The sequence below is a fragment of the Streptomyces sp. ISL-43 genome (genome assembly GCF_018614195.1).
GTDB lineage: Bacteria > Actinomycetota > Actinomycetes > Streptomycetales > Streptomycetaceae > Streptomyces.
On record NZ_JAGGOT010000049.1, the window covers coordinates 24,989 to 38,736 of the forward strand.

At 69.4% G+C, this 13,748-nt stretch carries 9 protein-coding genes and 3 pseudogenes; 5 read left to right on the forward strand and 7 right to left on the reverse strand.

All coding sequences use genetic code 11. The features are described from left to right. The first annotated feature begins 174 nt into the window (after positions 1-174). Together J7F03_RS26980 and J7F03_RS26985 are read left to right on the forward strand one after the other, a co-directional pair. Positions 175-1,632 (forward strand): catalase, encoded by a 1,458-nt coding sequence (locus J7F03_RS26980; protein ID WP_214953918.1) that lies wholly within the window; start codon positions 175-177, stop codon positions 1,630-1,632. Positions 1,633-2,092: 460 nt separating this feature from the next. Then, a pseudogene (locus J7F03_RS26985) lies at positions 2,093-2,756 on the forward strand (HAD family hydrolase). On the opposite strand, the pseudogene J7F03_RS26990 reads toward J7F03_RS26985, so the two are convergent. Both J7F03_RS26990 and gcl read right to left on the reverse strand, forming a co-directional pair. Next, positions 2,737-3,543 (reverse strand): annotated as a pseudogene (locus J7F03_RS26990) (multiprotein-bridging factor 1 family protein). The pseudogenes J7F03_RS26985 and J7F03_RS26990 overlap by 20 nt on opposite strands. Positions 3,544-4,062: 519 nt before the next feature. Then, positions 4,063-5,850 carry a glyoxylate carboligase gene (gene gcl, locus J7F03_RS26995; protein WP_214953906.1) on the reverse strand — a complete coding sequence of 596 codons (1,788 nt, stop codon included), beginning with the start codon at positions 5,848-5,850 and terminating at the stop codon, positions 4,063-4,065. A 256-nt stretch (positions 5,851-6,106) separates the two neighbouring features. Here gcl and J7F03_RS27000 point away from each other — a divergent pair, with 256 nt between their 5' ends. Together J7F03_RS27000 and J7F03_RS27005 are read left to right on the forward strand one after the other, a co-directional pair. Then, the gene (locus tag J7F03_RS27000) at positions 6,107-7,009 is read left to right on the forward strand and encodes a hypothetical protein (RefSeq protein ID WP_214953908.1); all 903 of its coding nucleotides are present in this window, start codon (positions 6,107-6,109) and stop codon (positions 7,007-7,009) included. 41 nt (positions 7,010-7,050) lie between these two features. Continuing rightward, positions 7,051-7,545 (forward strand): glutathione peroxidase, encoded by a 495-nt coding sequence (locus tag J7F03_RS27005; protein ID WP_214953910.1) that lies wholly within the window; start codon positions 7,051-7,053, stop codon positions 7,543-7,545. A gap of 83 nt (positions 7,546-7,628) precedes the next feature. On the opposite strand, the gene J7F03_RS27010 is transcribed toward J7F03_RS27005, so the two are convergent. After that, positions 7,629-9,335 carry an AMP-binding protein gene (locus tag J7F03_RS27010; RefSeq protein WP_374104399.1) on the reverse strand — a complete coding sequence of 569 codons (1,707 nt, stop codon included), beginning with the start codon at positions 9,333-9,335 and terminating at the stop codon, positions 7,629-7,631. 45 nt (positions 9,336-9,380) lie between these two features. Further along, the gene (locus J7F03_RS27015; protein WP_214953914.1) at positions 9,381-10,520 is read right to left on the reverse strand and encodes a winged helix DNA-binding domain-containing protein; all 1,140 of its coding nucleotides are present in this window, start codon (positions 10,518-10,520) and stop codon (positions 9,381-9,383) included. 206 nt (positions 10,521-10,726) lie between these two features. Here J7F03_RS27015 and J7F03_RS27020 point away from each other — a divergent pair, with 206 nt between their 5' ends. Continuing rightward, the gene (locus tag J7F03_RS27020; protein WP_214953915.1) at positions 10,727-11,965 is read left to right on the forward strand and encodes a magnesium and cobalt transport protein CorA; all 1,239 of its coding nucleotides are present in this window, start codon (positions 10,727-10,729) and stop codon (positions 11,963-11,965) included. A gap of 274 nt (positions 11,966-12,239) precedes the next feature. Here the strand turns inward: J7F03_RS27020 and J7F03_RS27025 are convergent. From J7F03_RS27025 to J7F03_RS42420, 3 genes and pseudogenes are all read right to left on the reverse strand, one after another. Further along, positions 12,240-12,684, reverse strand: a pseudogene (locus tag J7F03_RS27025) (transposase). An 88-nt stretch (positions 12,685-12,772) separates the two neighbouring features. After that, positions 12,773-13,408, reverse strand: coding sequence for a VOC family protein (locus J7F03_RS27030; RefSeq protein WP_214953916.1), 636 nt, complete (start codon positions 13,406-13,408; stop codon positions 12,773-12,775). A gap of 74 nt (positions 13,409-13,482) precedes the next feature. After that, on the reverse strand, positions 13,483-13,614 hold the full coding sequence (locus J7F03_RS42420; RefSeq protein ID WP_267824546.1) for a hypothetical protein: 132 nt from the start codon (positions 13,612-13,614) through the stop codon (positions 13,483-13,485). Positions 13,615-13,748 lie beyond the last annotated feature (134 nt).

Below are 13,748 nucleotides of genomic sequence, written 5' to 3' on the forward strand. Positions count from 1 at the left end.
ATGGTGCCGGTGCTGACACCTGTCCTGTCGCGCCCAAGCGCCGGCACCGTCCGGATCACCTCTCCTCCCTCTTTTTTTTCAACAAACTGTTGACGTCGAGTTCATGCCGAAATTAGGCTGTTCCGCATGACGGAAGACGATTTCCGTCAGCAGTTCCCCGTACGGAAGGTCACCATGTCGAAGCGCACGCTGACGACCGAGTCTGGCGCCCCGGTCGCCGACAACCAGAACTCCGCTACCGCCGGCGTCGGTGGCCCGCTCCTGGTCCAGGACCAGCAGCTCCTTGAGAAGCTTGCCCGCTTCAACCGTGAGCGCATCCCGGAGCGCGTGGTGCACGCCCGCGGCTCCGCCGCGTACGGCCACTTCGAGGTGACCGACGACGTCACCGCGTACACCAGCGCCGCGTTCCTGAACACGGTCGGCAAGAAGACCGAGACCTTCCTGCGGTTCTCCACCGTCGCCGACTCGCTGGGTGGCGCGGACGCGGTCCGCGACCCGCGCGGCTTCGCGCTGAAGTTCTACACCGAAGAGGGCAACTACGACCTCGTCGGCAACAACACCCCGGTGTTCTTCATCAAGGACCCGATCAAGTTCCCCGACTTCATCCACTCCCAGAAGCGCGACCCCTTCACGGGCAAGCAGGAGCCGGACAACGTCTGGGACTTCTGGGCGCACGCCCCCGAGGCGACGCACCAGATCACCTGGCTCATGGGTGACCGCGGCATCCCGGCGTCGTACCGTCACATGAACGGCTACGGCTCCCACACGTACCAGTGGACGAACGAGCAGGGCGAGGCCTTCTTCGTCAAGTACCACTTCAAGACGAACCAGGGCATCCGCTGCCTGTCGGGCGAGCAGGCCGCCGAGCTCGTCGGCTCGGACGCGAACTCGCACCAGACCGACCTGCTGCAGGCCATCGAGCGCGGTGTGAACCCCTCGTGGACCCTGTACGTGCAGATCATGCCCGCCGCCGAGGCCGCGGACTACCGCTTCAACCCGTTCGACCTCACCAAGGTGTGGCCGCACAGCGACTACCCGCTGCAGCGCGTGGGCCGTCTGGTCCTCGACCGCAACCCGGACAACGTCTTCGCCGAGGTCGAGCAGTCCGCCTTCTCCCCGAACAACTTCGTCCCGGGCATCACCGCCTCGCCGGACAAGATGCTCCAGGGCCGCCTCTTCGCGTACGCCGACGCCCAGCGCTACCGCCTCGGTGTGAACCACACCCTGATCCCGGTCAACGCCCCGAAGGCGACGAAGGCCGACAACTACGGCCGCGACGGCGTCATGGCGCTGCGCAACGGCTCGCGCCACGACAAGAACTACGAGCCCAACTCGTACCAGGGCCCGGCCGAGACCGGTCTGGCGCTCGGCGCCCCGAAGGCCGTCTCCGGCTACACGGGCACCCACGAGGCCCCGGCCCACACCAAGGACGACGACTTCTTCCAGGCCGGTGAGCTCTACCGCCTGATGTCCGAGGACGCCAAGCAGCGCCTGGTGGCGAACATCGCCGGCGGCCTGTCTCAGGTCACCCTCGAGGACGTCGTCGAGAAGAACCTGGCTCACTTCCACGCCGCGGACGCCGACTACGGCAAGCGCGTCGAGGAGGCCGTTCGCGCCCTGCGCGACGCCTGAGCCGCAAAGCTGTACCGGGAGCCTGACGGGAGGTCAGGTTCCGGGTGCTGAGCCCACACCGCGGACCCGGATGAGGGGTGGTACGCGGTGAGGGCGGACTGCGCCGGTCGATATGACCGGCGCCGCGTGAGGACCGTGGCGAGCGTGCGAGCCAGTGCGGTGGTAATGGGTTCCGAGGCCCGTCTCTTGACCTGAGGGAGACGAAGCCGGAGTTCTCGTCGCCCGCCCGCCACGGTCCCGGCAATCCTCCTCTGTATAGGGCCACGCACAGAGCCCCTATATAGAGGACAACCTCCCCCACCTTCTCCGCCCGGCGGTGCGAACGTCCTGTCGCGCCAGCCTCGTACCGTCGGGCGGTAACAGCAACACACACTCAAAGAGCCGAGTCACGGACGGTCCCGTGACTCGGCTCTTTGTCATGCCCGGGTGTCCCCTTGGGGGCGCTGGATAGGCTGAGGCCATGATTCGAGCTGTGGTTTTCGACGTCGGCGAGTGCCTGGTGGACGAGACGCGCGAGTACGGCACCTGGGCGGACTGGCTTGGGGTCCCCCGCCACACCTTCGCCGCGATGTTCGGTGCCGTGGTAACCCAGGGCCGCGACTACCGCGATGTGTTCGAGGGAATTCCGACCAGGGTTCGACCTGTACGCGCAGCGTGAGGCACGCGCCGCTGCCGGCCAGCCGGAGCACTTCGACGAGAGCGACCTCTATCCCGAGGTCCGACCCGCGCTGGCCCGGCTCCGCGGCGACGGGCTGTGGCTCGGCATCGCAGGAAACCAGACTGTGCGCGCCGGCGGGATCCTGCGTTCCCTCTTCTCGGACGACGTGGACCTCATCGGCACCTCGGACGACTGGGGTGCCAGCAAGCCCGACCCCGAGTTCTTCGTCCGCGTCGCGAAGGCCGTCCCCTTCGCTCCGGACGAGATCCTCTACGTGGGCGACCGCGTCGACAATGACATCCGACCGGCCGCCGCTGCCGGGATGCGCACCGCCCTGATCCGCCGCGGACCATGGGCCACCATCCAGTGGAACACCGACGTGGCCAAGGAACTGCCGACGCTGCGCGTCGACAGCCTCCTCGAACTCTCCAGCCTGATCGCGGACCTCAATTCGCAAGCACGCTGAGCGTCGCTCCCCAGCTGTACAGCCGGTCATCGAGGTCGCGGACGCAAGCCTCGTGCTGCCAGGGCACGAGCTCGCGCCGCACTTGCCGTACGCGCTCCATCCCTGTGGCGTACCAGTGCACTTCCAGCAGCTCCAGGGCCCGGACCGCGAACGCACAGGCTGCCTGTGGCCGGGCGGCCGCCGCTTCGACGGACGCAGTGGGTCTCACACTCGGCCTCGACCGCGTCCAGCCACGCCAAGAACTCGCCGCTGGCCGCGCCTCGCCGCGTGTAGGTGCGGGCTATCACCATGCGCTCCACCGCACCATCACGGTCACCTTGCCAACCCGGAATGGACGCCGTATGGCCGAGGATGGCCGCACCGAGCAGCGCGGCGTGCGCGCTGACCGCCGGGTGAAGCGTGGCGGGGGCGACCGTCCAGTACAGGCGGCGGTGCGAGCGAGTGACGGCGGTGTAGTCGGCGGCCGCACTCGCGGGCTGGATCGCATTGGGGGTTTGCATGGGCTGCGCCGGGGGTGTGCTCAGCTTCCGTCCCAGCCTACCGCCCGCCCCTGCCCCAGCTGTGGAGAATCCGAGGTCCTCGATGCTTGAGACACCCAGCAGCTCCACGAGGGCGCGCTGGCAATCCGGGTACGGCAGCGGCGGATTGTCGGACTCCCACCTCCGTACTTGCCGGACGCTTACGGTCAGGCCTCGGGCGGTGAGGCATCGACGAGATCCTGCTGAGAGCGGAACCCAGCCGCCTGTCGAGCCGCCCTGAGGCGCGTGTTGCCTAGCGGTCGGACCATCCCAACCTCCGTAGCTCACGACCGATCCCGCGCCCGACGGCCTCGCCCTGCTGACCGACCGGATGATCACCCACTGCAAGACCCTCGCGGTGGGCCTCGGCGAGATCCCGCCGGCTCAGCAATCCACACGGGTGGTTGGCGCCTTGCGGGACTGGTCCGATCTGGCGTCGTCAGACGCGGGGACGGATACCCGCTACGACGAGACCAGCAATCTCGCGTACGCCCGGATGCTGGCCCTGATCGCCAGGAACATGCTCAAAGCAATTCGCGAGCACCGGACGGCGAGGGGGCCAACAGCCGCCATCCGGAGCCATGACGCCCTTGTAGGCATGCACCAATCGGCCAGCGGTCGAGCCGCGGCCGGAGATGGCTGGAGCAGATGCGTCGCCGGGCAATGGACGCGTGCCGGGTAGCGGGACGCTTGCGGGACCTGGGGCCCGTAGAGGACGCGAAACGGCCCCCGTTCCTCCTGCGGGAGGGACGGGGGCCGCTGCGTGGTGTCAGACCAGCCTTGTGGCCTCAGACAGCCAGCTGGCGGATCGCGGTCGGGGCGTGGCCCGGCTCGGTCGCGAGCTCCTCGAACTCGGTGACGTCGCTCATGTCGACCGTCTTGCTCATCGAGATGTTGGTGATGCGCTCCAGGATGGCCTCGACGACGACCGGGACCTGGAACTCCTGGGCGAGCTTCTTGGCCTCCTCGAAGGCGGCGCCCAGCTCGTTCGGGTCGGTGACGCGGATCGCCTTGACGCCCAGGCCCTCGGCGACCTTGACGTGGTCGACGCCGTAGACGCCGATCTCCGGGGTGTTGATGTTCTCGAACTCGAGGTTGACCTCGAAGTTGATGCCCAGGCCGCCCTGCGCCTGACGGATCAGACCCAGGTAGGCGTTGTTCACGAGGACGTGGACGTAGGGGACCTTGTGCTGCGCGGCGACCGCGAGCTCCTCGATCATGAACTGGAAGTCGTAGTCGCCGGACAGCGCGACGATCGGGGTCTCCGGGTCCGCGGTGGCGGCACCGATCGCGGCCGGGATGGTCCAGCCGAGCGGGCCGGCCTGGCCGCAGTTGATCCAGTTGCGCGGCTTGTAGACGTGCAGCATCTGCGCACCGGCGATCTGGGACAGACCGATCGTGGTGACGTAGCGGGTCTCCGGGCCGAAGGCCTTGTTCATCTCCTCGTAGACGCGCTGCGGCTTCATGGGGATGTTGTCGAAGTGCGTACGGCGCAGCAGCGTGGCCTTGCGCTCCTGGGCGGAGGCGGCCCAGGCGCTGAAGTCGGGCAGCTTGCCCTCGGCCTTGAGCTCCTTCGCGATCTCGATGAAGAGCTCCAGGGCCGCCTTCGCGTCCGAGGCGATGCCGAAGTCCGGGGCGAAGATCTTGCCGATCTGGGTCGGCTCGATGTCGACGTGGACGAACTTGCGGCCCTTGGTGTAGGCCTCGAGGTTGTAACCGGTGTGACGGTTGGCCCAGCGGTTGCCGATGCCGAGGACGAAGTCCGACTCGAGGAACGTCGCGTTGCCGTAGCGGTGCGAGGTCTGGACACCGACCATGCCGGCGGCCAGCTCGTGGTCGTCCGGGATGGTGCCCCAGCCCATGAGGGTGGAGATGACCGGGACGCCGGTCAGCTCGGCGAACTCGACCAGCAGGTCGGAGGCGTCGGCGTTGATGATGCCGCCACCGGAGACGATGAGCGGACGCTCGGACTCCAGCAGGAACTGCAGGGCCTTGGCGGCCTGGGCGCGGGTGGCGCGCGGCTTGTAGACCGGCAGCGGCGCGTAGGTCTCGGGGTCGAACTCGATCTCGGTCAGCTGGACGTCGATCGGGAGGTCGATCAGGACCGGGCCCGGACGACCGGAGCGCATCAGGTGGAAGGCCTCCTGGAACACGCCCGGAACCTGGGCGGCCTCCAGGACGGTGGTGGCCTTCTTGGTGACCGGCTTGGCGATCGAGGCGATGTCGACGGCCTGGAAGTCCTCCTTGTGGAGCTTCGAGACCGGAGCCTGACCGGTAATGCACAGGATCGGGATCGAGTCCGCGATCGCGGAGTACAGGCCGGTGATCATGTCGGTACCGGCCGGGCCCGAGGTACCGATGCAGAGACCGATGTTGCCCGCCTTGGCGCGCGTGTAGCCCTCGGCCATGTGCGAAGCACCCTCGACGTGGCGAGCCAGCGTGTGCTTGATGCCCCCCACGTTCTTGAGCTCGCGGTAGAACGGGTTGATCGCAGCACCGGGGACGCCGAACGCTTGTTCGACACCCTCAAGCTTGAGGATCTCCACTGCAGCGGCGGCGGCTGTCATACGAGGCATCGAGTTCTCCTGCGGGTCTGGCGGTCAGGCTTTTCCGTAATCCGGAAGTTTTGTTCTGCTATACGGAACAAGCTAAGCGGCGACTTCGCACACGTCAAGGCGGTACGGCAGCCCGGAACCCACCAAAAGCCGCGTCTCGGTCGGTGAGTTGTACGAAAACCCAGGGGTCGACTGAAAAACGAGGGTCTGCCCGCCCCCGCGGTGGCAGGTGGTGGAGCATGGCCCTACGCACAGCGACGGAGGGGGTCCAGTTCCCATGGCGAATGCGGTACCGGTGCGCTGCCCGGCGTGCCTGCGCGAGAACGACTACGTCACGCCGGTCTTCCCCTGCGCCTGCGGGACCCCGGTCACCCCGCCGCTGGACCTGGCGGCGCCACCCCGGGAGCTGACCCACCGCACCTGGTCGGAGGCGTGGGTGACGGTGCGGTGCGCGGCCTGCGGGCGGGAGAGCGAGTGGCCGCATCCGGAGGTCGGGTGCGGGTCCTGCGGGACGGTGGTGCTGGTTCCGGTGCATCCGCCGGCTCCGGCGGTCGTCCGGACTCCGCCCCAGGCGCCCCAGACGTCCCAGACGTCCCAGGCGCAGCATCCGGCGGAGCCCGCGGGAGGGGACGTACGGACGGAGCCGCGCGCGGGGACGGAGCCGCGCGGGCGGGTTCCGGGGAGCCCCGGGAGCGCGCCCTCGCCCCAGGGTCCGGGCCAGGGTCAGGGCCAGGTTCCGGGTCAGGGTCAGGGTCCGGGTCCGGGTCCGGGCCAAAGCGGCCAGCCGGTGCCGCGCCCCGCCTTCCGCCCCGTGACCATCCGTACCGCCCGGGACGCGGTGGCCACGGCCGCGCTGTACCTGCGCTGGCTCGGCTTCCAGGACGTGCGCCAGCCCGACGGCCGGCCCATCCCCTCGGCGGCGGTGGACCTGCGGGCCCCGGGCCTGGTCGCCCAGGTGGACCCGACCACGGCGCCGGCCGGGGTGCGGGCGGTGGAGTGCGTCTGGCTGAACGGGCTCACGGCCTCCGCGACCAGCGTCTACTTCTCGCTCGCCGGGTACACGCAGGACGCGCGCACGCGCGCGGACGAGCTGGGGATACCCCTCTTCGTCATGGACCTCACGGGCATGCCGCAGCCGGTCAACGACCCGGCGGACGGACTCGTCGCCACAGGGGCCTAGGCTCGCGGACTATTACCTGCCTTTTTGCCGAGGAGAGCTTGATGAGCCTGTACGACATCCCGCTGACCACCCTGTCCGACGAGTCCACCAGCCTCGCCGCGTACAAGGGCAAGGCGATCCTGCTCGTGAACACCGCCTCGCAGTGCGGCCTCACCCCGCAGTACTCGGGTCTGGCCCGGCTGCAGTTCAAGTACGAGGAGAAGGGCTTCACGGTCATCGGCGTGCCCTGCAACCAGTTCGGCGGGCAGGAGCCGGGCAACGCCGACGACATCCAGACCTTCTGCGCGGCCGGCTTCGGCGTCACCTTCCCGATGCTGGAGAAGTCCGAGGTCAACGGCGAGAACCGGCACCCGCTGTACCAGGAGCTGGTGAAGACCCCGGACGCCGAGGGCGCGGCCGGGGACATCACCTGGAACTTCGAGAAGTTCCTGATCTCCCCCGCCGGCGAGGTCGTGGGCCGCTTCCGCCCGCGCACCGAGCCGGAGGCCCCCGAGGTCATCGCCGCGATCGAGGCGCTTCTCCCCGCCTCCGCGTAGCCCCCGCCGGTACGGGGCCGCGCGCGGCCCCGTACCGATCGAGGAGGCGGGCTCGGTCCGGCGCGGCCCGGCCCCTCATCCGCTCAGGCCAGCTCCGCCTCGTCGTACTCCCCGGCCGAGCCGGCCGCCGTGAGCTCCCGCAGCTCCACCCGGCGGATCTTCCCGGACACGGTCTTGGGGAGCTCGGCGAATTCGATGCGGCGGATCCTCTTGTACGGGGACAGCACCGCGCGGGAGTGCTCGAAGAGCACGCGGGCCGTTTCCGGCCCGGGCTGCCAGCCGGCGGCGAGCGTGACGTACGCCTTCGGGACGGCGAGGCGCAGCTCGTCCGGGGCGGGGACGACGGCGGCTTCGGCGACCGCCTCGTGTTCCAGCAGGGCGCTCTCCAGCTCGAACGGGCTGATCTTGTAGTCGGAGGCCTTGAAGACGTCGTCGGACCGGCCCACGTAGGTGAGGTACCCCTCCGCGTCCCGCGAGGCGATGTCGCCGGTGCGGTAGAGGCCGTCGGCCATGGCCTCGGCGGTGCGCTCCGGGTCGTCGCGGTAGCCGGTCATCACCCCGGCGGGGCGGGGTCCGAGAGCCACGCACAGCTCGCCCTCGTCGGGGGACTCCTTGCCGGTGACCGGGTCCAGCAGGACGATCTCGTAGCCGGGCGCGGGGCGGCCCATCGAGCCCGGTTTGACGGGCGCGCCGGGAAAATTGCCGGCCTGGAGGGTGGTCTCGGTCTGGCCGAAGCCGTCGCGGATGGTCACGCCCCACGCCTCGCGGACCTTCTCGATGACCTCCGGGTTGAGCGGCTCGCCGGCGGCCACGGCCTCGCGCGGCGGGGTGCGGAGCAGGGTGAGGTCGGACTGGATCAGCATCCGCCACACGGTGGGCGGGGCGCAGAAGGTGCTCACGCCGTGGCGGTCCATCTCGGCCATCAGCCGCTCGGGGTCGAAGCGCGTGTAGTTGTGGACGAAGACGGTGGCGCCGGCGTTCCACGGGGCGAAGAGGTTCGACCAGGCGTGCTTGGCCCATCCGGGCGAGGCGATGTTGAGGTGCACGTCGTCGGGGCGCAGCCCGAGCCAGTACATCGTGGAGAGGTGCCCGATCGGGTAAGAGGCGTGCGTGTGCTCGACGAGCTTGGGCCGGGCGGTGGTGCCGGAGGTGAAGTACAGAATCAGCGGGTCGGTGGCGAGGGTCTCCCCGTCCGGGGTGAAGTGGCAGTCGGTGTCGTAGAAGTCCTCCAGCCGCCGCCACCCGGTGGGCACCTCGATCCCGGCCGCGATCCGCGTGTACCCGCCGGGCACCTCGTCGAACTTGGCCGTGTCCTCGGCCCGCGCGATGACGTGGCGTACGCGGCCTCGCTCCACGCGGTCGCGGAGGTCGGCGGCGCCGAGCAGCGGCGTGGCGGGGATGACGACGGCGCGCAGCTTCATGGCGCCGAGCATCACCTCCCACAGTTCGCGCTGGTTGCCGAGCATGACCAGGATCCGGTCGCCGGCCTCGACGCCCTGGGCGCGCAGCCAGTTGGCGGCCGAGGCCGAGCGGACGCTCATCTCCCCGAAGGAGACGCCGCGGCTGGTGCCGTCCTCCTCGACGATCCGAAGGGCGTCGGTTCCGTTGCCGGTGGCGATGTGGTCGAACCAGTCCAGGGCCCAGTTGAAGCGTTCGGGGCGGGGCCAGACGAATCCGGCGCGGGCGGCCTCGTAGTCCTCGCGGCGCTCGAGGAGGAAATCTCGTGCCGCGAGGAACCGAGCGGTGGCGTCGGGGTTCGTGTACGGCGCGTGCGTCGTGTTCTCGGTCATGTCAGGCATCGTGCCGTGTCGGGTACGGGGGTCACCAGAGCGGCGTCAGCCGCTGATTGACCCGAAGCGGACGGAGCCGGTGCCGTGCTCCCCGTCTTCGGCCATGGCGGCGAGGAGGGCCTCCCCCTCGGCGACGATCTCCTCCTTGGACTCCTTGGACTCCTTGGACTTTTTGGATTCCCCGGAGGCGGTGGAGAAGAGCTCGACGGTGAGCGTGTCGCCGTCCAGCTTCCAGAGCCCGGAGAGGAATCCGTTGAGGAGCAGCGTGCAGTGGGCCTGGTTCCCGGACCAGGTGCGGCCCTTGAGCTCGGGCGCGACCACGCGGGCGCGGTCGGCGTGGGAGAGCAGCAGGTTGTCGAACTCGGGGAGGAAGCGCGGCGGCGCGGGCGTGTCGGCGTCGGGTCGGGGCGCGTCGGGCAGGTCGAAGAGCTCGACGCCGTTCTCGTCCTGGAAGACGGCCAGCCGGGGCCGCAGGCGCTCGAACGCTTCGCGCAGCCGGGTGAGGCCGGCCCAGGTCTGCATGTCCTTGACGGAGGCGGGCCCGAAGGCCCCGAGGTAGCGCAGGACGACGTCGTCGACGGACGCCGGGCCATCCCCGTGATCGTCGCCCACCCACTCCCGCAGGGTGGTGAGGCGTACTTGCCCGCTCTTGCCCCACACCCCGCGCGGGGTGACCTGGACGAGCGGCAGCCGGCAGCGCGCGGCGACGGACAGCGACTGCGGATCGGCGCCGGGCCACTCCTTGAGCAGCTCCTCGCGGATCTCCGCCATGGTGCGCGGCTCGGCCTCGACGAACACCCGTGCGCGCTCGGCCAGCTTGTCCAGGTCCACTCCGGCCAGGCCCTTGCGGAAGTAGTTGACCTCTCGGTCCCGGGCGGGCTGGACGAGCGGCCGCAGGGCGAGCGCGTCCTGGGCCGTGTGGGTGTGGATGGTGGACCTCATGGTGACGATCCGGACCACCTCCCGGGACTCCATCAGCGAGGCGAGCTCGGCGGGCCGGAAACCGGCGAGGCGGGCGTGGAGCTGGAAGTAGGGCGGCCTCACGTTCTGGGCCTGCAGCCCGAGCAGGTGCGCCACGGCGTCGGCCGCGGGCATCTCGGCACGGTTCAGGAGCAGCTGTCGGGCGAGCGTGGCACGGTTCAGCGAACGGGTATCGAGCACGGGATAAGTCGTCCTGGAGGCCATGACGACAAACTAGTACTCCTTGCGGACACCTTCTGTCCGCAACCCGGATACGGGCGCACTCGGAGGCCGCGGGGGGAGGGAGGAACGTCCCGGCGGAGGCGGCCATGGGTCCCCCTCGGGGGCGCGGGCGCGCGCCGGTGGCCCATTCACCCGGATATCCTGCCCCTTGCCCGTAAACAGCCGTTCGACCGGGGAGCTGACCTGCGATGTCGGAGCGACCAGACCGCCGCCCCTCGCCCTCGCCCTCGTCTTCGCCCTCTCCCCCACCCTCTCCCTCACCCTCTCCCTCACCTTCGCCCTCCGCGACTCCCCCGCCCGGGAAGCGGGCGGGATGGCTCCGCCCGGCCGCCCCCGCCTCCACTCCCCCGGCCACACCCCCGCGGGCCCCGAAGCCGGCGCCGCCGGCCCCCACTCCCGCCGACCACCGCAGCGTGATCGACTCCGCCGTCTACCGCGACGGCCTCCGCGTCGCCTCCCCCTCCACCCTCGCCGACACCTTCCGGCAGCTGCGCGAACAGCCCGACGGAATGGCCTGGATCGGGCTGCACCGCCCCACGGAAGCAGAACTCCACTCCCTGGCAGCGGAGTTCAACCTCCACCCCCTGTCCATCGAGGACGCCCTGGAGGCCCACCAGCGGCCCAAGCTGGAGCGCTACGGAGACACCCTCTTCGTCGTCCTGCGCGCCGCCCGCTACCTGGACGCACTGGAGGAGGTCGACTTCGGCGAGCTCCACATCTTCGTGGGACCGGACTTCCTGATCACGGTCCGCCACGGCGCGGCCCCGGACCTCTCGGCCGTCCGCCGCCGGATGGAGGAGTCACCCGAACTCCTCTCCCTCGGCCCGGAGGCCGCCCTGTACGCCATCCTCGACGCGGTGGTCGACGGCTACGCCCCGGTCGTCGAGGGCGTCCAGATCGACATGGACGAGATCGAGACCGAGGTCTTCAGCGGCGACCCGGAAGTCTCCCGCCGCATCTACGAACTCTCCCGCGAAATGGTCGAGTTCCAGCGCGCCACCCGCCCCCTGGTCGGCATGCTCCACAGCCTGATGGCCGGCTTCGCGAAGTACGGCACGGACGAGGAACTCCAGCGCTACCTCCGCGACGTGGCCGACCACGTCACCCACACCAGCGAACGCGTGGACGGCTTCCGTCAGGCCCTGACGGAAATCCTCACGGTCAACGCCACCCTGGTCTCCCAACAACAGAACGCAGAAATGCGCGCCTTGGCCGAGGCCGGCTTCGAACAGAACGAGGAGATCAAGAAGATCTCCTCCTGGGCGGCCATCTTGTTTGCACCCACACTCGTGGGGACCATCTACGGCATGAACTTCGAGGACATGCCGGAACTGAAGTGGGCGGGCGGCTACCCCTTCGCAATCCTGCTGATGGCAGTGGTCTGCGTGAGCCTGTACGTCATCTTCAAGAAGCGCGACTGGCTGTAGACCGCACACCAGCGCCGTTGATCAACTTAGCTCTTGCGAACTTCTAAGAGTGTCCTGCAGGGCCCCCTGGGGAGAATCTGGGGAGAATCCGCAGGGCGCCCATGGCAGGCACTCCCCCGCACCTTGGGGTTGGCCCTCCCGTACCGTCGGCGACCTTCGCCTGCACCCGGTTGCGGAGGGTAACGACAACGGGTGGCACAGCATCTGCTATGCCACCCGTTGTCCCGACCAGGTCTGTCCTGTCTCCCCCGACGACTAGGTTTTGTCTCCTTGGTCAGCGCCGGGTCCAGATGAGGATGCCCGCGAGGTGGAGTGCGGCCTGGTAGGCGATCGCGAGCTTGTCGGTTCGTGTGGCCAGGCCGCACCACTGTTTGAGGCGGTTGATGCACCGCTCGACGGTGTTCCGCTGCTTGTAGGCCTCCGCGTCGAAGGCGGGCGGACGGCCGCCGAGCCGGCCTCGCCGCAGGCGGTGGCCGACTTGGAGCGAGGAGCATCTCCCAGGTGCCATCGACGGCCCATCTGATCAGCCGCTTGTGAGCGGTCTGGAACGAGCCGAGCTCGTCGGGCAGGTCCCGCCAGGGCGAGTTGGTGCGGTACTTCCACGCGATGGCCTCGAGCGTCCTGCGGTGATCAGCCCACCGCCGTCCACGGACCGGATCGGCTGGCAGCGGCGCGATCCGGCCCCACATCGCATCGGTGATCACTAATCGGACAGACATATCCGATCAACTGACCAACCCATCAAAGAGACACGCGCCAGCCGGGAGACCCCGGCCGGCCGCTCCCGCGGGGCAGTCGGGGCCCTGGTCAGATCGTGACCCGACCGTGGGCGGTGGCGAACTCGACCGAGACCAGGCCCGGTTCCTCATCCTCGACCCAGGTGACGTCGATCTGGTCGAGGGGGTGGTCGGCCGGTTCGCCGAGGAATTCGGCGATGGAGGCGGCGTCGCCGGCGATGGAGACCCCGTGGATGGTGGTGGAGGTGCGCGGGTCGGCGCTCGGGCGTTCCTCGATGGGGACCGACCACTGAAGGAAATAGGGCAGTTGCGGGTCCTCCAGCAGTTCCAGCAGGCCGATCTGCTTCCACCTCAGGTCGAACCCGTCGGGGCGGACACGGTGGCCCTCGGCCGAGGTGCGGCCGAGGCGGGCCTCGACTGGGGCGATGTCGTCGACGGAGACCACCCAACCGAGCCAGCCGCCGCCCTCGGCGGCGCGGCGCGCGACCGCCTGGCCGAAGGGTGCACGGTCGGCGGCGGGGTGGTCGAGTGTGGTGACGACCTCGACGTAGGTGCCGCCACTCAGCGGGAGAATGAAATTGCGGGTGCCGAATCTCGGGTGCACGCCCCCGTCGACGAACCCGCCGCCGAGGGCCGATCCGATCCACTGGACGGTCGAGACGAAGCTGTCGCGGGCCACCGCATAGGACACGTGATCAAGTCGCACTGCGGCATCATCACCCGACAACCCGCACAAATCCCGACGCCACGCCCGCCGCCCCGGCCACGTCCGCCGTGGATTCAGCCGTGGAGCGGATCGATCATCGTCATCCCGGCGGGGGAGGCCCGGTCGAAGCCAGGCAGCAGCGCTGCCGCCTCGTCGAGGCCCACGACCCGCTCGATCAGCCGCTGCGGGGCGAGCGCTGCTGCCACAGGATTTCGATCCGGCATGCAGCACCATGCGCACGACACTTCCAAGAGACAGGCTCTAGCAACCGGCAGTCGTCCCACAACCCGGCCCGTAGAGCGTCGGTGTCCGACCCCCTGGCTAGTGCTGCTCCGCACAA

Coding starts and splice junctions, on each gene's coding strand:
- J7F03_RS26980 (WP_214953918.1), top strand. CDS start 175: ATGTCGAAGCGCACGCTGACGACCGAGTCTGGCGCCCCGGTCGCCGAC.
- gcl (WP_214953906.1), bottom strand. CDS start 5,850: ATGCCTCGTATGACAGCCGCCGCCGCTGCAGTGGAGATCCTCAAGCTT.
- J7F03_RS27000 (WP_214953908.1), top strand. CDS start 6,107: ATGGCGAATGCGGTACCGGTGCGCTGCCCGGCGTGCCTGCGCGAGAAC.
- J7F03_RS27005 (WP_214953910.1), top strand. CDS start 7,051: ATGAGCCTGTACGACATCCCGCTGACCACCCTGTCCGACGAGTCCACC.
- J7F03_RS27010 (WP_374104399.1), bottom strand. CDS start 9,335: ATGACCGAGAACACGACGCACGCGCCGTACACGAACCCCGACGCCACC.
- J7F03_RS27015 (WP_214953914.1), bottom strand. CDS start 10,520: ATGGCCTCCAGGACGACTTATCCCGTGCTCGATACCCGTTCGCTGAAC.
- J7F03_RS27020 (WP_214953915.1), top strand. CDS start 10,727: ATGTCGGAGCGACCAGACCGCCGCCCCTCGCCCTCGCCCTCGTCTTCG.